The organism is Microvirgula sp. AG722, from assembly GCF_003269145.1.
Classification (GTDB): Bacteria; Pseudomonadota; Gammaproteobacteria; order Burkholderiales; family Aquaspirillaceae; genus Microvirgula; species Microvirgula aerodenitrificans.
In genome coordinates, this window is sequence record NZ_QLTJ01000008.1 from 58,988 (window position 1) to 80,917 (window position 21,930).

At 63.2% G+C, this 21,930-nt stretch carries 19 protein-coding genes; 8 read left to right on the forward strand and 11 right to left on the reverse strand.

The window, feature by feature from the left end; all coding sequences use genetic code 11:
• The first annotated feature begins 275 nt into the window (after positions 1–275).
• From DFO50_RS11650 to DFO50_RS11660, 3 genes are all read left to right on the forward strand, one after another.
• A complete protein-coding gene (locus DFO50_RS11650; protein WP_028499148.1) occupies positions 276–1,475 on the forward strand; it encodes a branched-chain amino acid ABC transporter substrate-binding protein in 1,200 nt (399 codons plus the stop codon).
• A gap of 229 nt (positions 1,476–1,704) precedes the next feature.
• The gene (locus DFO50_RS11655) at positions 1,705–2,901 is read left to right on the forward strand and encodes a branched-chain amino acid ABC transporter substrate-binding protein (protein ID WP_112692540.1); all 1,197 of its coding nucleotides are present in this window, start codon (positions 1,705–1,707) and stop codon (positions 2,899–2,901) included.
• A gap of 156 nt (positions 2,902–3,057) precedes the next feature.
• Positions 3,058–3,735 (forward strand): alpha/beta hydrolase, encoded by a 678-nt coding sequence (locus tag DFO50_RS11660; protein WP_199489812.1) that lies wholly within the window; start codon positions 3,058–3,060, stop codon positions 3,733–3,735.
• A 99-nt stretch (positions 3,736–3,834) separates the two neighbouring features.
• Here the strand turns inward: DFO50_RS11660 and typA are convergent, their stop codons facing one another.
• From typA to DFO50_RS11680, 4 genes are all read right to left on the reverse strand, one after another.
• The gene (gene typA, locus DFO50_RS11665; RefSeq protein ID WP_028499145.1) at positions 3,835–5,652 is read right to left on the reverse strand and encodes a translational GTPase TypA; all 1,818 of its coding nucleotides are present in this window, start codon (positions 5,650–5,652) and stop codon (positions 3,835–3,837) included.
• 146 nt (positions 5,653–5,798) lie between these two features.
• On the reverse strand, positions 5,799–7,496 hold the full coding sequence (locus DFO50_RS11670; protein ID WP_028499144.1) for a glutamine--tRNA ligase/YqeY domain fusion protein: 1,698 nt from the start codon (positions 7,494–7,496) through the stop codon (positions 5,799–5,801).
• Between the two features lie 116 nt (positions 7,497–7,612).
• Positions 7,613–9,319 (reverse strand): SulP family inorganic anion transporter, encoded by a 1,707-nt coding sequence (locus DFO50_RS11675; protein WP_146745062.1) that lies wholly within the window; start codon positions 9,317–9,319, stop codon positions 7,613–7,615.
• 12 nt (positions 9,320–9,331) lie between these two features.
• Positions 9,332–11,020 carry a SulP family inorganic anion transporter gene (locus DFO50_RS11680; RefSeq protein WP_112692542.1) on the reverse strand — a complete coding sequence of 563 codons (1,689 nt, stop codon included), beginning with the start codon at positions 11,018–11,020 and terminating at the stop codon, positions 9,332–9,334.
• Between the two features lie 237 nt (positions 11,021–11,257).
• Between DFO50_RS11680 and DFO50_RS11685 the strand changes: the two genes are divergently transcribed.
• The 3 genes from DFO50_RS11685 to DFO50_RS11695 are packed head-to-tail and all read left to right on the forward strand — an operon-like array spanning position 11,258 to position 13,834.
• A complete protein-coding gene (locus DFO50_RS11685; RefSeq protein ID WP_112692543.1) occupies positions 11,258–11,818 on the forward strand; it encodes an undecaprenyl-diphosphatase in 561 nt (186 codons plus the stop codon).
• A 20-nt stretch (positions 11,819–11,838) separates the two neighbouring features.
• Positions 11,839–12,498 (forward strand): response regulator, encoded by a 660-nt coding sequence (locus tag DFO50_RS11690; protein WP_028499142.1) that lies wholly within the window; start codon positions 11,839–11,841, stop codon positions 12,496–12,498.
• 1 nt (position 12,499) lies between these two features.
• Complete coding sequence (locus DFO50_RS11695; RefSeq protein ID WP_028499141.1) at positions 12,500–13,834, forward strand: HAMP domain-containing sensor histidine kinase; 1,335 nt, start codon at positions 12,500–12,502, stop codon at positions 13,832–13,834.
• Here DFO50_RS11695 and DFO50_RS11700 read toward each other — a convergent pair whose 3' ends face one another.
• Both DFO50_RS11700 and DFO50_RS11705 read right to left on the reverse strand, forming a co-directional pair.
• A complete protein-coding gene (locus DFO50_RS11700; protein ID WP_028499140.1) occupies positions 13,835–14,299 on the reverse strand; it encodes an HIT family protein in 465 nt (154 codons plus the stop codon). It abuts the gene before it with no gap.
• Positions 14,300–14,394: 95 nt separating this feature from the next.
• Positions 14,395–15,048, reverse strand: a complete 654-nt coding sequence (locus DFO50_RS11705; protein ID WP_199489813.1) for an ureidoglycolate lyase — start codon at positions 15,046–15,048, stop codon at positions 14,395–14,397.
• Positions 15,049–15,353: 305 nt separating this feature from the next.
• On the opposite strand from DFO50_RS11705, the gene DFO50_RS11710 reads away from it, so the two are divergent.
• A complete protein-coding gene (locus tag DFO50_RS11710) occupies positions 15,354–15,752 on the forward strand; it encodes a DUF488 domain-containing protein (RefSeq protein WP_028499139.1) in 399 nt (132 codons plus the stop codon).
• Entirely contained in the window at positions 15,749–16,204 is a 456-nt protein-coding gene (locus tag DFO50_RS11715) for a MarR family transcriptional regulator (RefSeq protein ID WP_028499138.1), read from the forward strand. The genes DFO50_RS11710 and DFO50_RS11715 overlap by 4 nt, the downstream gene beginning before the upstream one ends.
• A gap of 13 nt (positions 16,205–16,217) precedes the next feature.
• On the opposite strand, the gene DFO50_RS11720 is transcribed toward DFO50_RS11715, so the two are convergent.
• The 5 genes from DFO50_RS11720 to DFO50_RS11740 all read right to left on the reverse strand — a co-directional run bounded on the left by DFO50_RS11720 (position 16,218) and on the right by DFO50_RS11740 (position 21,746).
• Positions 16,218–16,919, reverse strand: a complete 702-nt coding sequence (locus tag DFO50_RS11720; RefSeq protein WP_051528823.1) for a response regulator transcription factor — start codon at positions 16,917–16,919, stop codon at positions 16,218–16,220.
• Between the two features lie 243 nt (positions 16,920–17,162).
• Positions 17,163–19,649 carry a CS1-pili formation C-terminal domain-containing protein gene (locus DFO50_RS11725; RefSeq protein WP_112692545.1) on the reverse strand — a complete coding sequence of 829 codons (2,487 nt, stop codon included), beginning with the start codon at positions 19,647–19,649 and terminating at the stop codon, positions 17,163–17,165.
• A gap of 90 nt (positions 19,650–19,739) precedes the next feature.
• Positions 19,740–20,234, reverse strand: a complete 495-nt coding sequence (locus DFO50_RS11730; protein WP_028499135.1) for a CS1 type fimbrial major subunit — start codon at positions 20,232–20,234, stop codon at positions 19,740–19,742.
• Positions 20,235–20,278: 44 nt separating this feature from the next.
• Positions 20,279–20,989: a molecular chaperone gene (locus DFO50_RS11735; RefSeq protein WP_146745063.1), complete on the reverse strand. Its 711-nt coding sequence runs from the start codon at positions 20,987–20,989 to the stop codon at positions 20,279–20,281.
• 37 nt (positions 20,990–21,026) lie between these two features.
• Complete coding sequence (locus DFO50_RS11740; RefSeq protein ID WP_199489814.1) at positions 21,027–21,746, reverse strand: response regulator transcription factor; 720 nt, start codon at positions 21,744–21,746, stop codon at positions 21,027–21,029.
• Between the last annotated feature and the right edge of the window lie 184 nt (positions 21,747–21,930).

Consider the following 21,930-nt stretch of genomic DNA (forward strand, 5'->3'; position numbering starts at 1 on the left):
GCCGCCGGCAACGCCAGGCGCAATCAAATGCCAGTATTGACGGAATTTCATGCAGAAAGCACGTCTTCACCCCAAATCACGTCCCGGATTGACAGTCCGTGCCGCCAGCAGGAACAACGCCAGCACATTCAATTATCAATGGCGGAAAGTACGCGGATTTATCCCGCGCCAGCACTTTGACATGGAAATCCGCCTTCCAGATACTCGCTGATACTGACCGGCCTTTCAGAGCCGGCCGCAGAACCCGAAGATTCGCATAATCAGGAGTTGTACCCATGCAAGCACGCCGCCTCTTGCTCGCGTCCGCCGTCGCGGTCGCCTTGACCGCCTGCGGTCAGAAAGCCGAACAACCGAAGGACCAGGCTGCCGCCGCGCCCGCCGAAACCGTGGTCAAGATCGGCCATGCCGCCCCGCTGTCCGGCCCGATCGGCCATATCGGCAAGGATACCGAGTACGGCGTCGCCATTGCGCTGGACGAAGCCAACGCCGAACACCTGACCATTGGCGGTCAGAAGGTGAAGTTCGAAATGGTCAGCGAAGACGACCAGGGCGACCCGAAGGCCGCCACCCAGGTTGCCCAGCGCTTTGTCGACCAGAAGATTGCCGGCATCGTCGGCCACCTGACTTCCGGCCCGACCATCACCGCATCCAAGATCTACGCTGACGCCGGCATCCCGCAGATCACGCCGTCGTCGACCAACCCGGCCTACACCGCCCAGGGCTTCAAGACCGCGTTCCGACTGATCGCCGACGACTCCCAGCAGGGCAAGGCCATCGCCAATTACGTGGTGAACAAGCTCGGCATGAAGAAGCTGGCCATCATCGATGACCGCACCGCCTACGGCCAGGGTCTGGCCGACGAGTTCGAGAAAGCCGCCAAGGCGCTCGGTGCCGACATCGTCAAACGCGAGTTCACCAACGACAAGGCGACCGACTTCACCGCCATCCTGACCTCGATCAAGGGCGTGAACCCGGATGCAATCTTCTACGGCGGCATGGATGCCCAGGGCGGCCCGATGGCGCGCCAGATGCAGAAGCTCGGCATCAAGTCGCGCCTGATCGGCGGCGACGGCCTGCAATCGCCGGTGTTCCTGCAACTGGCCGGCGATGCAGCCGAAGGCCAGTTCTCGACCCAGGCCGGTGCCCCGAAGGACCAGCAGCCGGGCTATACCGCCTTTGCCGACAAGCTGAAGGCCAAGTACAAGCAGGAAATCCAGATGTACGCGACTTATGCGTACGACTCGGCCAAGGTGCTGATCGAAGCGATGAAGAAAGCCGATTCGGTCGATCCGGCCAAATACCTGCCTGCCTTGGCACAAACCCAATATAGCGGTGCCACCGGCGACATTGCCTTCGACAACAAGGGCGACCGCAAGAACGCTGCCGTGACCGTCTATCAGGTCAAGGCCGGCAAATGGGAAGTGGTGGACGTGGTGGGCGGCAGTGCAGCAAATGCACCGGAAAAGAGCCAATAACTGTTCCATACTGATAATTAAAGAAAAAAAACGGCACTATAAAAGTGCCGTTTTTTCTTTTCCGAATCGCTGAAAAATAGTGCAAAAAGCGCGTTGACACTCGCAAATGCCGTAACCATAATCAAAAACGCTATGGTGTGAGAACGCGGTTACCCAAAAGTAAATAACACGCGATTCATCGCCTAGACAAAATCAGAAACTTTGCAAAACGATCAGGGGAAACACTTTCATGAACTATGCGCGTCTGAGTTTGATTGCCGCCGCCATTGCCACGCTGGCCGCCTGCGGTCAAAAGACCGAAGCACCGAAAGCTGCCGACCAGGGCAGCGCCGCACCGGCGGCAGCGGAAGAAACCGTCGTCAAGATCGGTACCGTGGCCCCGCTGACCGGCCCGATCGCCCACCTCGGCAAGGACATCGAGTCGGGCGTCAAGCTGGCGGTCGATGAAATCAATGCCGAAGGCACGACCATCGACGGCAAGAAGGTGAAGTTCGAAGTCGAATCGGAAGACGATCAGGCCGACCCGAAGATCGCTACCCAGGTCGCCCAGCGCCTGGTCGACAAGAAGGTCGTCGGCATCATCGGCCACCTGAACTCGGGCACGTCGATTCCGGCCTCGAAGATCTATGCCGACGCCGGCATTCCGCAGGTCTCCCCGGCCTCGACCAACCCCGGCTACACCACGCAGGGTTTCAAGACCACCTACCGTGACATCGCCAACGACGTCCAGCAGGGCAAGGCGCTGGGCGCATTTGCCGTCGACAAGCAGGCCGCCAAGACCGTGGCCGTCATTGACGACCGCACCGCCTATGGTCAGGGCATTGCCGACGAGTTCGTCAAGGCGGCGGAAGCCAAGGGCGCCAAGGTCGTCAAGCGCGAGTTCACCACCAACACCGCCACCGACTTCATGGCCATCCTGACCTCGATCAAGGGGGCGAAGCCGGACCTGGTGTTCTACGGCGGCATGGATGCCCAGGGCGGCCCGCTGGCCAAGCAGATGAACAAGCTCGGCATGAAGAGCAAGCTGCTCGGCGCCGACGGCCTGCAGTCGCCGGAGTTCCTGAAGCTGGCCGGCGATACCGCCGAGGGCGTGTACGCGTCGTCGGTCGGCATGCCGAAGGACAAGATGCCGGGCTTCGCGTCGTTCAACGAGAAGTTCGCGGCCAAGTATGGCGAAGTCCAGATCTACTCGCCGTATGCCTATGACGCAACCAAGCTGCTGGTGGCCGCCATGAAGCGCGCGAACTCGACCGACCCGGCCAAGTACATCGCCGAGCTGCCGAAGACCGACTACAAGGGCGTGACCGGCACCATCGCCTTCGACGACAAGGGCGACATCAAGAACGGCGCCGTGACCGTGTTCCAGGTCAAGGGCGGCAAGTGGGAAACGCTGGAAACCGTGGGCGGCGACGCCCCGGCCAAGTAAGGGTTGCCTGAAGCCGACATCATCGGCTGACTGAGGTAAGATAAGGTCGACATGGCATGAGCATGACGCATGCGGTGTCCGACCTTCGAACGGAAACCCGCCGTTCGACGGCGCCGGCAGCAACCGGCGCCGTTTTCATTACCGACTGGAGAACTGATGTCTGCCATCGAACTGCCGGATTGCGTCGAAGTCCTGACTGGCCCGTCGCCAGCGCACAGTGTCATCTGGTTGCATGGACTGGGGGCCGACGGACACGATTTCGAGCCGGTGGTGCCCGCGCTGATCCGCCCCGGCCTGCCGGTGATCCGTTTCGTGTTTCCCCATGCGCCGCTGATCCCGGTCACACTGAACAACGGCCATGTCATGCGCGCCTGGTACGACATCCTGTCCATTGATGGCGATCAGCGCCAGGTCGACCTGCAGGGCATCCTGCACACCCGCGAGCTGGTCAATGCCCTGATCGAACAGGAGAAGGCCCGTGGCGTGCCGAGCGGCAATATCGTGCTGGCCGGCTTCTCGCAGGGTGGCGTCATTGCCTACATGGCCGGTCTCAGCCATGACGAGCGTCTGGCCGGCGTCATCGGCCTGTCGACCTACCTGCCCGACCGCAGCTGGCTGGCGGCCAACCGCAGCCCGCTGAACCTGTCCACGCCGGTATTCGCCGGCCATGGCGACGACGACGATGTCGTCCCGTCCAGCCTCGGTCGCACGGCGGCAGACGCGCTGCAGGCGGCCGGCTACCCGCTGCAATGGCATTCGTACCCGATGCCACACACGGTCTGCCCGGAAGAGCTGGACGACATTGCCGACTTCCTGCTGGCCGTGCTGCGCTGATTCCCCCCGGCCAGCCTGAAAAAATCCCCGCCACGGTGATCCGTGACGGGGATTTTGCCTGTCGCCGGCGCCCGGAGGCGCCTGGCACTGGCCAGCAGCTTACAGCAGGCCGCGCAGCGACTTCTTGCGATCCTGCTCGTTCAGGAAACGCTTGCGGATACGGATCGACTGCGGGGTGATTTCCACCAGTTCGTCGTCGTCGATGAACTCGACGGCGTATTCCAGCGTCAGGCGGATCGGCGTGGTCAGACGCACGGCTTCGTCGGTACCCGACGCGCGCACGTTGGTCAGCTTCTTGCCCTTGATCGGGTTGACCACCAGGTCGTTTTCACGCGAGTGAATGCCGATGATCATGCCTTCGTACAGGCGCTCGCCCGGGACCACGAACATGCGGCCGCGATCTTCCAGGTTCCACAGCGCATAGGCCACGGCTTCGCCGTTTTCCTGGCTGATCAGCACGCCGTTGCGACGTCCCGGCATGTCGGCCTTCATCGGTGCGTATTCGTCGAACACGTGGGCCATCAGGCCGGTGCCGCGGGTCATGGTCAGGAACTCGCCCTGGAAACCGATCAGGCCACGGGCCGGGATGCGGTATTCGAGGCGGGTACGGCCATTGCCGTCACTGACCATGTCCTGCAGTTCGCCGCGACGGCGACCGAGTTCTTCCATCACGCCACCCTGGGTGTCGTCTTCGACATCCACGGTCAGCATTTCATACGGCTCGCACTTCACGCCGTCGATTTCCTTGACCACAACACGCGGCTTGGACACCGAAAGTTCGTAACCTTCACGACGCATGTTTTCCAGCAGAATGGTCAGGTGAAGTTCACCACGGCCGGAAACCAGGAACACGTCGGCATCGCCGGTGTCCTCGACGCGCAGCGCGACGTTGGTCAGCAGTTCCTTCTGCAGGCGGTCACGCAGCTGGCGCGAGGTCACGAACTTGCCTTCGGTGCCGGCCAGCGGGCTGGAGTTCACCTGGAAGTTCATGGTCAGCGTCGGTTCGTCCACGCTCAGCATCGGCAGCGCTTCCGGGTTTTCCCGGTCGCACAGGGTGACGCCGATACCGATATCCTCGATACCGTTGATCAGCACGATGTCGCCGGCTTCAGCCTGATCGACCAGCACGCGCTCGAGGCCCTGGAAGCCGAGCACCTGGTTGATCTTGGCGGTCTTCGGCGTACCGTCGACACCGGCCATGACCACGACCTGCTGGCCCGGCTTGACGCGGCCGCGGGCGATGCGGCCCACACCGATGCGACCGGTGTAGGTCGAGTAGTCGAGCGCGGAGATCTGCAGTTGCAGCGGTTCGTCCGGGTTGCCCTTCGGCGGTTCGACGTGGCGCAGAATGGTTTCGAACAGCGGACGCAGGTCGTCGGACTCGTCGGCGAGTTCCAGCTTGGCGAAGCCGTTCAGGCCCGAGGCATACACCACCGGGAAGTCGAGCTGTTCTTCGGTCGCGCCGAGCTTGTCGAACAGGTCGAAGGTCTGGTCGATCACCCAGTTCGGACGGGCGCCCGGACGGTCGATCTTGTTGATCACCACAATCGGCTTCAGCCCCAGTGCCAGCGCTTTCTTGGTCACGAAGCGCGTTTGCGGCATCGGGCCTTCCTGCGCGTCGACCAGCAGCACGACACCGTCCACCATGCCCAGCACGCGTTCCACTTCACCACCGAAGTCGGCGTGTCCCGGGGTGTCGACGATATTGATATGGGTGCCGTTGTAATCAACGGCGGTGTTCTTGGCCAGAATGGTAATGCCGCGTTCACGCTCGAGATCGTTCGAGTCCATGACGCGCTCGGCGATGTGCTGGTTGTCGCGGAAGGTGCCTGCCTGATGCAGCAGCTTGTCGACCAGCGTGGTTTTGCCGTGGTCGACGTGAGCAATGATGGCGATGTTGCGGAGATTGCGGGACATGGGTTTTAAGGAGCAATTCGGTCTCGGAAAGACAGGAATTGTATCAGCATTGCCCCGCAGGTTCATAACTGATTGTTTTATATTGGCTATGCATGTTACCCGGGCGGGCGGGCCCGCCGCCCGCCCGGGTATCCCGCTTTTCCGGCCTATTTCGACCAGGTATCGCGCAGGCTGACGGTGCGGTTGAACACCACGCGCTCACCCGGTACATGGTCGATACGGTCGGTAACAAAATAACCGACGCGTTCGAACTGGTAACGCGTCTCCGGCTCGGCCGTTTTCACGCAGGCTTCGATAAAGCCGGTCACCGTGCGCAGCGATGCCGGATTCAGGAACCGGGTGAAATCGACATACTGGCCGTCCTCGCCGCGCACCGCATCCGGACGCTCTTCGGTGAACAGGCGGTCGTACAGCCGCACCTCGGCCTCGACCGCGTGCCCGGCGCTGACCCAGTGGATCACACCCTTGACCTTGCGACCGACCGGGTTCTGACCCAGCGTATCCGGGTCGATCGAGCACTTGAGTTCAACCACGCGGCCGTCGGCGTCCTTGATCACCTCGTCGCACTTGATCACGTAGCTGTAGCGCAGGCGGACTTCGCCGCCCGGCGTCAGCCGCTGCCACTTCGGCGGCGGCACTTCGGCGAAATCGTCGCGGTCGATCCAGATCTCGCGCGAGATCGGCACGTCGCGCTCGCCGAACTCGGGATGATGCGGATGGAACGGCGCGCTGCGCGATGCGGTCACGCCGTCCTGGAAATTGCTCAGCGTGACCTTGATCGGGTCCAGCACCGCCATCACCCGCGGCGACGCATTTTCCAGGTCTTCCCGCACGGCGCCTTCCAGCACCGACAGGTCGACCACGTTCTCGCTCTTGGAAATGCCGATCCGCTGTGCGAACAGGCGAATCCCGCCCGGCGTGTAGCCACGGCGACGCATGCCGGAAATGGTCGGCATGCGCGGATCGTCCCAGCCGCCGACCAGGCCTTCGGTCACCAGCTGGTTCAGCTTGCGCTTGGAGGTCATGGTCGACAGTAGTTCCAGTCGCGAGAACTCGATCTGCTGCGGGTGATGTTCGATATCGAGATTGTCGAGCACCCAGTCGTACAGCGGACGGTGGTCTTCGAACTCCAGCGTGCACAGCGAGTGGGTAATGCCTTCGATCGCGTCGGAGATGCAGTGCGTGTAGTCATACATCGGGTAGATGCACCACGTGTCGCCGGTCCGGTGATGGTGGGCACGACGGATGCGGTAGATCACCGGGTCGCGCAGGTTCACGTTGCCCGACGCCATGTCGATCTTCAGCCGCAGCGTCTTGGCACCGTCGGCAAACTCGCCGGCCCGCATGCGGCGGAACAGGTCGAGGTTTTCCTCGACCGAACGCGTGCGGTACGGGCTTTCGCGCCCCGGGCTGGTCAGCGAGCCGCGGTATTCGCGCATCTGCTCGGCGTTCAGGTCATCGACAAAGGCCTTGCCGGCCATGATCAGCGCTTCGGCGTACTGGTACAGCTGCTCGAAATAGTCGGAAGCGAACCGGACCGCGCCGTCCCAGTGGAAACCGAGCCAGGTGATGTCACGCTGGATCGCCTGCACGTACTCGTCGTTTTCCTTCTCGGGATTGGTATCGTCCATGCGCAGCTTGCAGCTGCCGCCGAACTCGTCGGCAATGCCGAAGTTCAGGCAGATCGACTTGGCGTGCCCGACGTGCAGATAACCGTTCGGTTCGGGCGGGAAACGGGTGGCGACATGGTCACGCTTGCCGCTTTCCAGGTCCGCCTCGATGATGGATTTGATGAAATGCTTCACCTCCGGCGTGGCCGGGGCGGAATGGTCATTGTGGCTCATGGCTTCGATAATCAACGTCAATGGGCGCAGCGCCAGGGTGGCGCTGTGCGAAATACGGAATGGCTGTGATTGTAACGGATTCCCTTCCGGCGCGAGCGACCGTGCCGGAAGGGGGGTCAGTCGCCGGCGCCCACCTCCATGTGGAACGCCGCCAGCGCCGCGCTGCGGTTGGGGAAAAAGCGCAGGCCGGTCTGGTCCGGCGTCACGCCGTGCGTGCTCATGCGGCTCATGAATTCCCCCATGCGCCCGGCCATCGCCAGCACTACGCCCTTCTCGGCCAGCGCCTTGCACAGCTCGCCGACCGCCAGGGCCCCGGTATAGTCGACATCGCCGATCGACAGCGCGTCGATCACCACCCAGCGCACCGGCTCGTCGGCCCGCTCGACCAGTTCCAGCACCCGGCGGCGGAAGTAGTCGGCATTGAAAAAGATCAGCGGCGACTCGAAGCGGAACAGCATCAGCCCCGGCACACTGCGCGCGTTCGGATAGTCGGTCAGTTCGTAGAAGCCGTCACTGCCCGGCATGCGGCCCAGCAGATGATCGGCCGGCCGCGACACCTTGAGCAGAAAGCGCAGCAGCGCCAGCGTCACCGCCAGTACGATGCCCGGCATCACGCCGATCAGCAGCACGCCGACCAGCGTGATCAGTCCGATATGGAATTCGGCCCGGTCGATGCGTCGCAGCAGCAGCAGCCCCGGCAGGTTCATCAGGCCGATCGCCGACGCCACCAGAATGGCGCCCAGCGACGCGATCGGCAGCCAGGCCAGCACCGGCGTAAACAGCAGCAGCACTACCAGAATGGCGGCAGCGGCCACCAGCGATACCATGCGCGTCTGGCCACCGGCCGCATCGTTGACGGCGGTGCGCGAGTCCGCACCGCTGATGGCAAAGCCCTGCGACATCGCCGACACCACATTGGCCACGCCAAGGGCGCGGAATTCGCGGTCGGCGTCGATGTCGTAGCCATTCTTGGCCGCAAAGCTGCGGCCGGTCAGCATGGCGCTGGAAAAGCTGATCAGCGCCAGCGCCGCCGCGGCCGGGACCAGCGTGCCGAGCGCTTCGTGCGGCATGGCCGGCCAGCGCAGCGGCGGGAAGCCGGCCTGCACCACGCCGACCAGCGACACGCCGTAGCGCGACAGGTCCATGCCCCAGGACAGCGCGGTCGCCGCCACCATCGCCACCAGTGCCGCCGGCGAGCGCGGCCAGCGCCGCGCCACCCACGCATAGACCAGCAGCGTGAACACCGACACCCCGAGCGTCACCAGGCTGGCCGATGACCACTGCCGGTACAGCGACAGCAACTGCCCGATTGCATCCTTGCCGGTCAGCGACAGGCCGCTGACCTTGCCCAGCTGGCCGATGATGATGTTGATCGCCACCCCGTTCAGCAGCCCGGCCAGAATCGGCCGTGACAGGAAATCCGCCAGAAAGCCGAGCCGGAAACGGCTCGCCAGCAGGCAGAACAGCCCGGTAAACAGCGTCAGCGAAATGGCCAGCGACTGATACAGCGCGGCATTGCCGGCCGCCAGCGGAATCAGCGTGGCCGAAATCATCGCGCAGGTGGCGGCGTCCGGCCCGACGATCAGCTGCCGCGACGAACCGAACAGCGCATACACCACCATCGGCAGCATCGAACTGTACAGGCCGGCCACCGGACTGAAACCGGCCAGCTGCGCATAGGCAACGCCGACCGGCAGCGCCACGGCGGCGACCGACAGGCCAGCGGCCAGATCCTGGCGCCAGGCCGAACGCGGATAGGCCAGCAGCTCGGGCAGGCCCGGCATCCAGCGGGACAGTCTGACTCGCCAGCGGCGTCCGGTCATGACCAGCACCGGTCAGATCGCCATCAGCGGGGCTTTGGGCTGCTCGGCCTGCACGGCTTCCGCCCGCAGGATGGCGGCCACCAGGTCCGGTTGCACATTGTCGTCCCGCATGTGCATGTGCGGCTGCGCCCGGGTCAGCCGGCGCGCGGCCTCGCCGCCGGCACCACACAGGATCAGCGTGCGCCCTTCCTCGGCCAGCTTGTCGTTCAGCGCACCGATCGCCATCAGGCCGGTCGCATCGAGCAGCACCATGCGGTGCAGCTGCAGGATGATGATCTGCGCGTCGTCGGCTTCGGCCAGCAGCGCATCCAGCCGGTCAGCGGCACCGAAGAACAGCGCCCCCTCGACCCGGAATGCCGCCACCCCTGCCGGCAGGGTCTTGCCGCTGATCGAATGGCGCTCGAACAGCCGCGCGTGCTCGGGCCGCAGTCGGGCGATGACCGAGGCACCGGCCATGCGCTGGATAAAGAATACGGCGGCCAGCAGCAGGCCGATCTCGACGGCGATGGTCAGGTCGAACACCACGGTCAGCACGAAGGTGACGGCCATCACCACCAGGTCGCGCCACGGGTAGGTCGAGAATTCGCGCCAGTTCCAGTCGCCCATGCGCAGTGACACCGCGATCAGGATCGCCGCCAGCACCGCCAGCGGGATGTACTGCGCCAGTGGCGCCGCCACCAGCACCACACCGAGCAGCAGCAGCGCATGCACGATGCCGGCCACCGGCGAGCGGCCGCCGTTCTGGATATTGGTACCGGTCCGGGCAATGGCACCGGTCGCCGGAATGCCGCCGAAGAACGGCACCACCATATTGGCGATGCCCTGGGCGATCAGTTCCTGGTTGGAGTCATGCTTGTCGCCGATCATCTGGTCCGCCGCCACCGCGCACAGCAGCGACTCGATCGCCCCGAGCAGGGCGATGGTGAAGGCCGGCGCCAGCAGTTCGGAGAAGCTGGCCGGATCGAAATGCAGCGGCTGGAAGTCCGGCAGCCCCTGCGGAATGCCGCCGAACTTGCTGCCGATGGTTTCCACCGGCAGCGAGAACAGTGCAGCGACCACGGTCGCCGTCAGCAGCGCCACGAACGGCGATGGCAGGTATTTGTTCAGCTTTTTCGGCCAGGCCAGAATCAGTGCCAGCGAGGCGCCGGCCAGCGCCAGCGTGACCGGCTGGAAGTCCTGGATATGCGTGCGCAGCGTCGCCATGGTCGGGAAGAAGCCGGACGGCATCGCGACCTGCAGGCCGAAGAAATCCTTTAGCTGGGTAAAGAAGATCATCACCGCAATACCGTTGGTGAAGCCGATCACCAGTGGCATAGGGAAGTACTTGATCACCTGCCCCAGTCGCAGCATGCCCATCAGCACCAGCAGCACGCCGGCCATGAAGGTACACAGCATCAGATTGGTAAACCCGTATTTGCTGACGATGCCGAACAGGATGACGATGTAGGCGCCGGTCGGACCGCCGATGCAGACCCGGGTCCCGCCCAGCGCGGACACGATGAAGCCGGCAATGATGGCGGTAAAGATCCCCGACTGCGGGCTGACCCCGGACGCAATGGCAAACGCCATGGCCAGCGGCAGGGCGACAATGCCGACGGTCAGGCCGGCCAGTGTGTCGTCGCGCAGCGACGCGCGGTTGTAGCCGCGCAGGGTGGAAAGCAGGCGGGGACGAAAACGGAACAATAAAGCGATGTCGGACATGTCGGTTCTTAGCGTGACCTCATTCGGGCGCGGCGCGCACAAAAAAGAGGGGATTATCTCGCCGTGCGCATTCCCGCACCATGGGCAGGGTCAAATGAGTGGCCCTGTTTCACTGGCAAATCAGGCGCAGCGGGCAATGACAATCCGTTTAAGTCCGGATTAAGTACATATTCACGAGCATGTGTCCACAGGGTGGCCCGAATCCGGCCCCCCACTATCGACGACACGAGGCCGTGGATGAACGAACACCTGTTTCTGCTGATCAATGCCGCTCCCGGCCTGAACGGCATTCCGTTGCTGCTGTCCCTGTTCCTGGCCCGCTATGCCGGTTATCTGGTGCCACTGCTGATGGCGGTCATCTGGATGCGTGAAGGCACCGAAGGCCGGCGCGACCTGCTGCAGATGCTGTATGCGATGGCGATCTCGATGCTGATTGCCCATCTGGTCCGCCTGAGCTTTCCGCACCCGCGCCCCTTCGTGCTGCACCTGGGCCAGCAATACCTGGCGCACGGTCCCAGTTCCAGCCTGCCCAGCAGCCATACCACCTTCGTCTGGAGCATTGCGGGCGCCGCCTTCTTCACCCGCCGGCTGGCCATTTTCGGCTTTCCGCTGCTGACACTGGGCCTGCTGGTCGGCTGGAGCCGGGTCTATCTTGGCGTCCACTTTCCGTTCGACATCGCCGCTGCCTTGCCGGTGTCGATTGCCGGCGCCTTCCTGGCATGGAAATGCCGCACCTGGAGTGACCTGCGTATATCCAGCCGCGTGCTGAGGATTTACGATAGCGCCGTCAGGGTCTGAAGCGGCCCGGAAAGGGGCGTATGCGGATACTGCTGGTGGAAGACGATGCCATGATTGGCAAGGCGGTGAAGGCCGGGCTGGAGCATGCCGGCTTCGCCGTCGACTGGGTGCAGGACGGCCGTGCCGCCGCGCTGGCGCTGACGCAGCCGGTCTACGACCTGATGCTGCTCGATCTGGGCCTGCCACAGCAGGACGGCATGTCGGTACTGCTTGGCGCGCGCCGCCAGGGCAACAAGCTGCCGGTACTGGTGGTGACGGCACGGGATGCGGTCGCCGATCGCATCGCCGGACTGAATGCCGGCGCCGACGACTACGTACTGAAGCCGTTCGATCTCGACGAGCTGATCGCCCGCATTCATGCCGTGCACCGCCGTCATTCCGGCAATGCCGACTCCGCCATCCGCCATGGTGCGCTGACCCTCGATCTGGTCGAGAAGACCGTGCGCCTGCACGATCAGCCGGTTGCGCTGTCCGCCCGCGAGTACGCACTGCTGGCCGCGCTGATGCAGCGCCCGGGCGCGGTCCTGTCGCGGGAAAAGCTGGAAGAATCGATCTACGGCTGGGGCGACGAGATCGGCAGCAACGTGATCGAGGTCTATCTGCACCATTTGCGCAAGAAACTCGGGCCGGACATCATCGTCAACGTGCGCGGCGTCGGCTACCGGGTTGCGGAGGTCTGAGGTGCGCTCGCTGCACCGCCATCTGCAACTGTGGGTACTGGGCGCGCTGAGCCTCGGCGCGCTGCTGCTGCTGTTCAGCGTCTATCTGTTCCTGCTCGAGGAGCTGAACGAGGTCTTCGACGAAAACCTGAAGCAGGTCGCGCTGGCCGTCGCCACCTATCCGTACCAGCCGAACACCGAACACCTGCGCCAGCCGATCCGGCTGGCGCCCATTCTCGAAGCGCACCAGCAATTCGACTTCGTGACCCAGGCCTGGGCCGCCGACGGCACCCGCATCTTCAGTACCGAACCCGACGTCCATATCCCCCTGCGTCACAGCGACGGCATCTCGACCACCTTCCTCGGCTGGGAGCAATGGCGCATCTACACCATCGTCACCGAGCGTGGCGTGGCCCAGGCGGCGCAGCGGGTGTCGCTGCGCAGCGATGTGGCAGTGGAAGTGGCGATCAAGCTGATCGCCATCCTGATCCTGCTGGTCCTGCTGATTGCCGTACTGCTGTACGTGTCGCTGCGCCGCGGCCTGTACCCGCTGCAGCAGACCGCCGACGAGGTGGCCGCGCGCAGCGCCGCCTCGCTGACCCCGCTGCCGCTGGACGAGCTGCCGCACGAGGTCCATCCGCTGGTCAGCGCCATCAACAGTCTGATGGCACGGCTGGACCAGGTGCTGGACCGGCAGCGCTGTTTTATCGCCGATGCCGCGCATGAGCTGCGCACGCCGATTACCGCAATGAAATTGCAACTTCGCCTGTTGCAGCAGGCGCACAGTGCCGGCGACCGGCAGGCAGCGGCCGAGGATCTGGCCGCCGGCGTCGCCCGGGCCGGCCATCTGGTCAACCAGTTGCTGGATCTGTCACGGCTGGAACCCGACGGCGGCAGCCTGCGCCTGGAAACCGTCGACCTGGCCGAGCTGGCGCGTTCGGTCGTCGCCATGGCCAGCGCACAGGCAGTGCAGGCCGGGATCGACCTCGGCGCCGAGGTCCGGGAACCGGTCACGCTGCAGGCCGACCCGCAACAGCTGCGCATCCTGCTCAACAATCTGGTCGACAACGCGTTGCACCATACCCCGCCCGGCGGCCGGGTCGATGTCGCCGCCGAGCGGGTCGACGGCTGCCCGCAGCTGGTCGTGCGCGATACCGGCTGCGGTATTCCGGTCGACGAGCGCGAACGCGTGCTGGACCGCTTCTACCGGGTCGCGCACAGCCAGCAGACCATCGGCAGCGGGCTCGGTCTGGCCATCGTCAAGACCATCGCCACGCTGCACCAGGCCAGCCTGCGCCTGGACAGCGGTACAGACGGCATCGGCCTGTGTGTCAGCGTGCGTTTCCCGCCGGCGTGACTAGCATGAGACAGGCGGGTCGCCGGCGCCGCGCAACAGGGCGGCGGTCTGCGCCAGCGCGCCGTCATCGAGAATGTCCGGCGTCCTGAACGTCAGGTCGCGCTCGACGATATAGGCCGGCGAGGTCAGGTCATTGCGGGTAAACATCGGCACCACGTGGCCGTGGGTGTGTGGTACATGGATGCCGGTAAAGAAGAAGCCGACCCGTTCCACACCGTAGTGCGTCTTCATCCACCGCGCATAGTGCTGGCCGGTCTGCACGATATGCGCCGCCAGCGCCGGCGGCAGGTCCTCGAAATACGGATAGTGGCCCTTGGCCAGGATCAGCAGATGGCCGGGACCGATCGGCGCGCGATCGGGAAAGACCAGGATCTGTTCATCCTCGTACACGGTATGCACCGGGATGTCGCCACGGGCGACACGGCAGAACAGGCAATCGGGATCATGCGGTTCGGGCTGCGACATCGGGACGTCCTCTCTGTGGGTGAAGAAACGTCCCGACCATAGCAGGAAGCCGGGCGCCGGTGGACGGGAAAACCGCCCGACCAACCGGCCCGCGCTCAGTAGCGACCCAGCATGTAGGTTTTCGGCATGCCGATTTCCTGGCAGTTCGGCTCATCGCCGCTGCGGTCGACAATCAGGTAGTTCGTGGTCTTGCCAAGCGTCAGCACCGGATGGTGCCAGACCCCGGCGTGGTAGTTCACGCCCTGCTTGCCATCGGTGATGAAGGCCTTGATCGTCGACGGGTCGAGCTTGTCGCCCGGCGCCGCCACCACTACCAGGAAGGTCTGCCCGTCCAGCGGAACAAAGGCCTGGCTGCCATACGGGTGCCGTTCCAGCAGGTGGACATTGATGCTGCCGCGTACCGGCTTCGACTCGAAGATGCTGACGATCGGTCTGGCATTGCTGCCATTGGCCTGGATGGCGGCCATGTCGTGGTAGCGCATGGTCTCGCCATTGTTGATCGGATAGGTCTTGCTGGCCGATGCCGGTTCGATCACGTCGCCATACGGCGCAAATGCCGCCTTGGTCAGCGGCTCCACCTTCAGCGGCACGCGCGCAGCCGGTTCGACCGTCAGTCCGTAGACCCCGCAGGCCATCGGTGTTTTCGGGATCGGTTTGGTCAGCACGGGCTGGCCGTCGGCCCAGGCCAGGGAGGCCAGTCCGGTCGACAGCACACATACGGTCAGCAGATTGCGCAGCGGGGTGTTCATTTCCTCATCCTCATACGATTTAAAAGACGGAGCGACCGGACGCCTGGGCAAAAAGAACCCGCCCCGGTCAGGGCGGGCAAAGGTATTGCAGCAGGAGAAACGTCGACGGTCCTCGCGGGCCGCAGGACTGTTGTACCCCGCCCCGCCCCCGGCGGGATTGGGATTGCGTGCCAAGTCATTGTCATCGGGCGACGGCGACGGAATGGCTTGCAAATAGATCGCAATGCGATATATTTACCAGTACCCGCCCGTCGTGCACCCGATTCGCGACATCCAGCCGCCCCCTTTCCAAGGAGACCCTTGCCGTGACGTTCCCCATTACTGTCGTCCATGTCGCCAATCTCAGTCCCGACATGGAGAATCTGTACATCGTCGATGCCAAATGGCCAAAAGAGCTGTCACGCTATGCTTCAGGCGTGACCCAGTGGCTGAAAGCGGCCGCGCCGGCCGAAGGACTGGTCACCTGGCTGCGACAGGATCCGCTGCGCTGGCCGACCTTCTGTGAGGTGTACTGGAGCGATCTGGCCAACAACCCGCACCGCTGGGAAGCGCTGCGCGAGGCTGCCTCCCGGCAGCCCGTTATCCTGGTGCATGCCAATGACAGCGACAGGTACAATCCGGCCATGGCGCTGGCACGCTTTATCGAGCAACAGCTGGCAACGCCGGATGACTCCACCCCGCAAGCCAACAAGGCCCTGTCGTGATTCCTGCCTCTCCTGCCTCACCCCCGCTGAGCAAAAACGATTTTGAACGCCTGGCGGATTTCCGCTATCGGCTGCGCCGCTTCCTGCGCTTCAGCGAAGAGCAGGCCCAGGCCCATGACATCACCCCGCTGCAATATCTGTTGCTGCTGCAGATCCGCGGTTACCCGGGGCGGGAATGGGCAACGGTCGCCGAGCTGGCGGAACGCCTGCAGTCACACCACCACAGCGTGGTCGGTCTGGTGACGCGCTGCGTGACACAGGGACTGGTTCGGCGCAGCGCGGGACGTGACGACAAGCGCTGCGTGGAAATCACGCTGCTGCCCAAGGGAGAGGCGCTGGTCGAGCAGCTGGCGCAGGCGCATCGCGACGAGCTGCTGGCGCTGAAGACCGATAGCGGCCACCTGTCCCTGGACCTGCTGCTGCATACCCAGCAGGCCCTGTCGGGCAAGTAGCGGCAAGGCCGGACTACTCGACCAGATTGTTGCGGTGAGCCCAGTTGATCAAGTCCGCCAGCGTTTCCAGATGGAGCTTTTCCAGGATCCTGATCTTGTAAGTGCTTATGGTTTTCTGGCTCAGAAACAGGGTCTGACCGATTTCCTTGTTCGACTGCCCCTTGACCAGTCCGAGCAAAACCGACATTTCCCGGCGCGTCAGGCTGGGCTGGCCGGCATCGCCGGCCAGCCCCTCCGGACCGACCTGCATGGCGACCAGCGGGAAGCAGATGTAACCGCCGGACACCATGCGGACAGCATGGAGAAGCTCCTCCATGCCCTTCCCCTTGCTGATGAAACCGCTGGCGCCGAGGCCCATCGCCCGGGGAGCGTAAATTCTTTCGTCCAGCCCGGACAGGACCAGTACCCGCGGCGGCAGCGGCAGGGACACCAGGCTGTTCAGCAACTGCAGGCCATCGATATCCGGCAGATTCAGGTCCACCACGACCATGTCGGGCTGTACGCCCCTGACCAGGTCCAGGCCGCCGGCCCCGGTATCCGCTTCACCGACAACGCTGAACTCGCCGCCCTCTTCGACCATGTGCCGGACGGCAAAGCGGACGGCCGGATGGTCTTCGATCAGGACAATGCGTACGGCCTCGTGCGGCGCCTCGGCTGTTCCCTGCGAACCATGAGCACGGTCGACCGAAACCGGGAGACGCTTGACAATATTCATATTGAATAACCATTTAGCACAAGGGGTTTAAGCAGCGCATGAATGGTTCTGATCGGATAAAAAGATTCGCAGTCATGCACTACCGTATATTTGGCAAGTATCATGAACAATATACCTGCGCCATATCCACCCAGGCACATATGAAAAGTCTATTCTGCCAATTGAATAACGGGGGATCGTCAGACAGGACAGGCCCGGGCAGGCGCCATTCGGCAATCAGGGAAACATCCTGTTTCCCCGCGGCTAATGACAGCCGACATCGCCCAGCAAGACCAGATCACGGTCTTTGTACCCCTTGATCAACCGATCCTGCAAATCGACCTGGCAGACGCGCCCGTCCGCCTGCACGACCTCGAGAACCGGGTGCGCCTGGCTCAGCTCCAGCGTAAACAGGCCATCGGATTCGGCCACGGCCTGCATGGTCAGGTGCCGGACCCTGGCCCCGGCCAGCGGCCGGCTGTCCGGACCGACCAGACGCCCGATTGCGGTTTGCGTGCGGATGACCTCGACCCGTTGCCGGCTGATGCCGCCGGGCAGCAGATGCACGGACAGGCTCTGGGGCAGGAACTTCGCCCCTTTCCGGCTGCCCGCCGCCAGATCGAAACTCAGGTGCTGCGGCCGGAACGGCGCCAGTGGAATGAAATTTTCGCCACGCCGCAAGCGGAACTGGCGGCCGTCATCCAGCCTGGCAATCAGGCGTTCGCTATCCGGCAGGGTTTCCGACTTCAGGTCGACCACTACCCCGGCGCGCATCCTGCTGCCGAATGCCGGCCGCGACACGATCAGCGCGCCACCGCCGCCCATGACAACGGTACTCTCCAGGTTGACGCCCAGCATGGCGCCACCCCCGCCGTGCGATTGCAGATAGCCGTCTCCGGACAGATAGCGCTGCGACAGACGGGCCGACAGCGTGCCCGAACTGCCATGGCTGGCATGGCTGGCATTGACCGCCACCGCCTGCAGTGGCGATTCGTCGAAGGTGCGCTGGTAATGGAGCTGGGCCGATGACTCGCGCCCGGCACCACCGTCGGTGCGCGAGCCCAGCCCCATGCCGAGACTGGACGCCGCCCGTCCCAGCGAGAAACTCATGCCGACGGCCATGCCGCGCGAACGCCGGCCAGGATAGCCCTGCAAGCGCTCGGACAGGCTCACATACGCCTGGGCCCCCACATCGGTCCACTGGCGGATATCGCGGTAATAGGACAGGTCCGACGTTGACTGCCGGTCGTCGTGCGCGTGGCCAAAGCGGGCACTGATCCGGTCCTGGTCGCTGAGCTGCCAGTCGCTGCTGACGGTGGTATGGCGCTGGCGCAGATGGCGTGACCGGCCATAGCGGGCCGGCCGCGCCGACTGCCGGTGACTGACGGCCAGGCTGAGGCGGGAAAACGCGCCGATCCCCTGCAGCTCATACCCCTGCCCGCTCCGCTTCGAGTAATACGGATTCACATACAGCTGCAGGGCATTGAGCGGACTGAAACTGCTGAACAGGCCGACCTGCCGGTCGCCCCCACCCTGCTGCGCACTGATGCCGGCTCGCCATTGCGGATGCAGCAGGTAGCCGAGCTGGACCCCGCCCAGCATGCCGCCGTCGGCATGGGCGCCGGCACGATAGTCCCACACCGACTGGCGGCGCCCGCCATAAAGGCGGAAACGGAAGCGGTCGGTGCCATTCCAGTTGCCCGGCTTGTAAATCGACTCACGGGTCGTGAACACCATCCGGCCATCCTCGAAGACACGGACGGTGACCGGATAGATGCCATCCGGCAATCCCTCGGTCGGCAATACCTGCAGGCCGGGCTGAACGGCATAGGTGGCGAGCAGACGCCCGTCACGGGAGATCTCCGCATGGCCGGCCTTGCTGGCGCTGACGGTCAGCGGCACCATGCTCGGCTTGTTGCTGCGCTTGAGCAGGCTGTCCGATGATCCGAAAGCGAATCCCAGAATGGGGTTGTAGTGACTGAACGGAATCGGGGCCAGATTGCCCTGCCCGGTAGACAGGTCCGGCGACAGGTAGCCGATGCGGGCGTACAGCCCATGCCAGTCGCGCTGCATATAGGCATTGTTCAGGTACTTTCTGACCCGGCTGCCGCGCTGCCAGTGCCCGGCATCCGCATAGGAAATCTGCAGATCCGAGTACGCGCTCCACGGGGCGAGGCTGGTAATCAGCGACAACTGATACGAGCCGCTGGACGGCAGATCCCGACCACGCCGCACATAGGTCAGCTGGTTGCCGAGCAAGGCGCCGTTGCCACCGCGCCCCGGCAAGGCGAGATACCGGTCCGGCCGGTATTCCCGCTGCGCACGATCCGTGAACAGGGCCAGCCTGGAGTCAGCGACACCGTAGGCGACCCGGACCAGCCCCTCGCACAGCAGGCCGGTGCAATCCCCCAGTCCGACCCCTGTCTGCAACAGGGAAACATAGCGGTTCCGTTCCTGCGCCGGGACTTCGCTGGCAACCCCGTCGAGGACTTCCTGCAAGCCAACCTGACCATCACGCCCGAGTCGCACCAGCGCATCCACCATGTATTTCCCATCCAGTTCGATGCGAACGGCAACCGGCGTATCGAACAGCACGTCGGCAAAAGCGTCCGGAACGGATTGCCGCAGCTGCGCCGCATCAAGCGCCACTGCAGCGGTGTCATCGGCCCAGGCCGGAAGCATGGTGCAGGCAAGCAGGCCGGCCGCCATCATGCTCCGCATGACTGACGGCGCGGGAACAAGAGTCACCATGCGATTGGTGTGCCCGTATGAAGACCCGTAGCGGGAAGTGCCTTTGCCCGGACGAGGACGTCAAGGCTCCAGAACCGGATATCGGCCGTGCTACAGCACGGAATCGAACTCCAGCGCCACGGTCCCGATATAATTGCCCGGTGCATAGGGACCGGCATCTTTCACCTTGATATGCAGGTGCCCCATGATTTCGTCTCCGGCGGCATCCTCATAAATCAGTGTCGGTGTTGTACCCAGTATCACATCGGTATTTTCCGTCTTGATGCCGACATCCACGCTCATCTGCCCGCGCACACCGCGCATGACTGGCGGATAAGCCAGTCTTGCCATGATTTTCCCGCCGGTAGCACCGGACTGGATGCTGTTTTTCATCCGCAAACCAAGATGGTGATGATTGAATACATGCCGGTTGGAATCGTAGCCGATCTGGACAGGGCCGGAGGGCCACCCTTCAAGTGCATTCACATAAAAGCTGCCGGATGGCACAACGGCCCGGACCTGGATATTTTGCAGCAGCGTTTCCGCATTTGTGGCCGAAGCCAGGAAAAAAATAACACCTGCAATATGTTTTTTGCTGAATTTCATCGTGACATCACTTGAGCAGAAAAAAGAAAAGGAGATTTGCCATTTCAACCGGCAAACCTGAATTCTTTATAGCTCACCTTTTCTCCTTCAACGACGTCGAAACGTATTTCAGACAATCCCTCTCTTTTGAAAAACTGTGTCCGTCCCGGCAATACATGTTTCTTTACCGGGGCAAGGCAGTGCTCATCGGTCTTGCACGCATAGACATTATCCAGAATCAGGGTGGTATTGCCGCGGTTGACGACATCCAGCCCGTCGGTCCGCTGTATGAAATCGGTCCGGTATTGTTCCTGCTCCGGCCGGACGATGACGATGCCGCCATAGCCGACCAGCATTCTGACCCCGGCCGTGGTCGCGCCCGCGTCTTCCTCCTGGCCAAAACCGTCTCCGCGCCCCGGTTCCACCGGCGTAAACCGGACCCGGAACACGTGTTCGCGGCTGCGCTCCCCGACATAGAGGACGCGCACGCTGCGCATGCCGCCTGGCGGCACGATCAGGCGGCTGGGGCTCACGATCAGCCGGTTACGCCATCCTTCACCTTCCGTCAGTTCGGTTTCGGTGCTGTTTCCGGCGTCGTCCACCTGGATCCGCCTGACGTCAATCCTGACGAAACCGGTGCTGCTGCCGCTGTTCCGTATCGGCTTGACGATCGACGATGATGCCCCCGGCAGGTAGTCGTACAGACTGCCGATGCCGATATCGGGCTGGGCATGAGCGGCGGAAGTGCTGGCCACGGCCAGCAGGATGCCCAGCAAAGCGGGCAATGCGGTATTCATCTCAGGTCCTGTCCTGCTATCGCTGCCAGCGTTCGGACTCGATAAGCTTGTTCTTGATGGCAAAATTGATCATGTCGGCCAGCGTGTGCAGGTGCAGCTTTTCCAGTATCCGCACCTTGTATGAGCTAATGGTTTTCTGGCTGAGGAACAGGCTGTCGGCGATTTCCTTGTTGGACTGCCCTCGAACCAGCCCGATCAGCACGGTCATTTCACGCTTGGTCAGACAAGACAGCAGATCCCGGTCGGCCTTCTGCTCCGGGCCGACATACAGGGAAGCGATCGGGAAGCATGAATAACCGCCGGCAACCATCACCAGCGCATTCTTGATTTCCTGGATGCCCTTGCTCTTGCTGACATAACCGTGTGCACCGGCGCTCATCACCCGGTTCGAATACAGGCGTTCGTCCTGCCCGGACAGCACCAGTATTCTCGGAGGTCGTGGCAGGACGGATATTTTGTAGATAAGGTCAAGGCCGTTGATGTCCGGCAGGAACAGGTCCAGCAGCACCACATCGGGAAAATGCGTCCGGATCAGTTCAAATCCGCGGGAAGCATCCTCGGCCTCGCCAAGGACATTGAACCGCCCCTGCTCTTCGATCATGTGCCTCAGCGCATAACGCATCACCGGATGGTCGTCGATCAGAATGACGCTGATCAGCAGGTTGGGGCTTTCCGCCGTCATCGTTTCCTTCGATTCATTGATATCCCCTCCCCTGATGGCGTCCCCGGGTTTCATTCTTTCTCCTTAAATGAGCCGTTCCAATCAAGAAATCCAATATAGTTCGGGTTGCGCCATGTGACTTTCAAGAATCACCTCTCAACGCAGGATAAATAAAAAAACCCCTGATACAGGGCTGGGCCGGGTTCATATGTGCGCTAATATATTAACGCACCGACCATCCACGCTGTGAATACGCCAC

What these genes read in the sequence shown, in the direction of transcription:
- DFO50_RS11650 (WP_028499148.1), top strand. Translation starts at nt 276, where the DNA reads ATGCAAGCACGCCGCCTCTTGCTCGCGTCCGCCGTCGCGGTCGCCTTG.
- DFO50_RS11655 (WP_112692540.1), top strand. Translation starts at nt 1,705, where the DNA reads ATGAACTATGCGCGTCTGAGTTTGATTGCCGCCGCCATTGCCACGCTG.
- DFO50_RS11660 (WP_199489812.1), top strand. Translation starts at nt 3,058, where the DNA reads ATGTCTGCCATCGAACTGCCGGATTGCGTCGAAGTCCTGACTGGCCCG.
- typA (WP_028499145.1), bottom strand. Translation starts at nt 5,652, where the DNA reads ATGTCCCGCAATCTCCGCAACATCGCCATCATTGCTCACGTCGACCAC.
- DFO50_RS11670 (WP_028499144.1), bottom strand. Translation starts at nt 7,496, where the DNA reads ATGAGCCACAATGACCATTCCGCCCCGGCCACGCCGGAGGTGAAGCAT.
- DFO50_RS11675 (WP_146745062.1), bottom strand. Translation starts at nt 9,319, where the DNA reads ATGACCGGACGCCGCTGGCGAGTCAGACTGTCCCGCTGGATGCCGGGC.
- DFO50_RS11680 (WP_112692542.1), bottom strand. Translation starts at nt 11,020, where the DNA reads ATGTCCGACATCGCTTTATTGTTCCGTTTTCGTCCCCGCCTGCTTTCC.
- DFO50_RS11685 (WP_112692543.1), top strand. Translation starts at nt 11,258, where the DNA reads ATGAACGAACACCTGTTTCTGCTGATCAATGCCGCTCCCGGCCTGAAC.
- DFO50_RS11690 (WP_028499142.1), top strand. Translation starts at nt 11,839, where the DNA reads ATGCGGATACTGCTGGTGGAAGACGATGCCATGATTGGCAAGGCGGTG.
- DFO50_RS11700 (WP_028499140.1), bottom strand. Translation starts at nt 14,299, where the DNA reads ATGTCGCAGCCCGAACCGCATGATCCCGATTGCCTGTTCTGCCGTGTC.
- DFO50_RS11705 (WP_199489813.1), bottom strand. Translation starts at nt 15,048, where the DNA reads ATGAACACCCCGCTGCGCAATCTGCTGACCGTATGTGTGCTGTCGACC.
- DFO50_RS11720 (WP_051528823.1), bottom strand. Translation starts at nt 16,919, where the DNA reads ATGAATATTGTCAAGCGTCTCCCGGTTTCGGTCGACCGTGCTCATGGT.
- DFO50_RS11725 (WP_112692545.1), bottom strand. Translation starts at nt 19,649, where the DNA reads ATGGTGACTCTTGTTCCCGCGCCGTCAGTCATGCGGAGCATGATGGCG.
- DFO50_RS11730 (WP_028499135.1), bottom strand. Translation starts at nt 20,234, where the DNA reads ATGAAATTCAGCAAAAAACATATTGCAGGTGTTATTTTTTTCCTGGCT.
- DFO50_RS11740 (WP_199489814.1), bottom strand. Translation starts at nt 21,746, where the DNA reads ATGAAACCCGGGGACGCCATCAGGGGAGGGGATATCAATGAATCGAAG.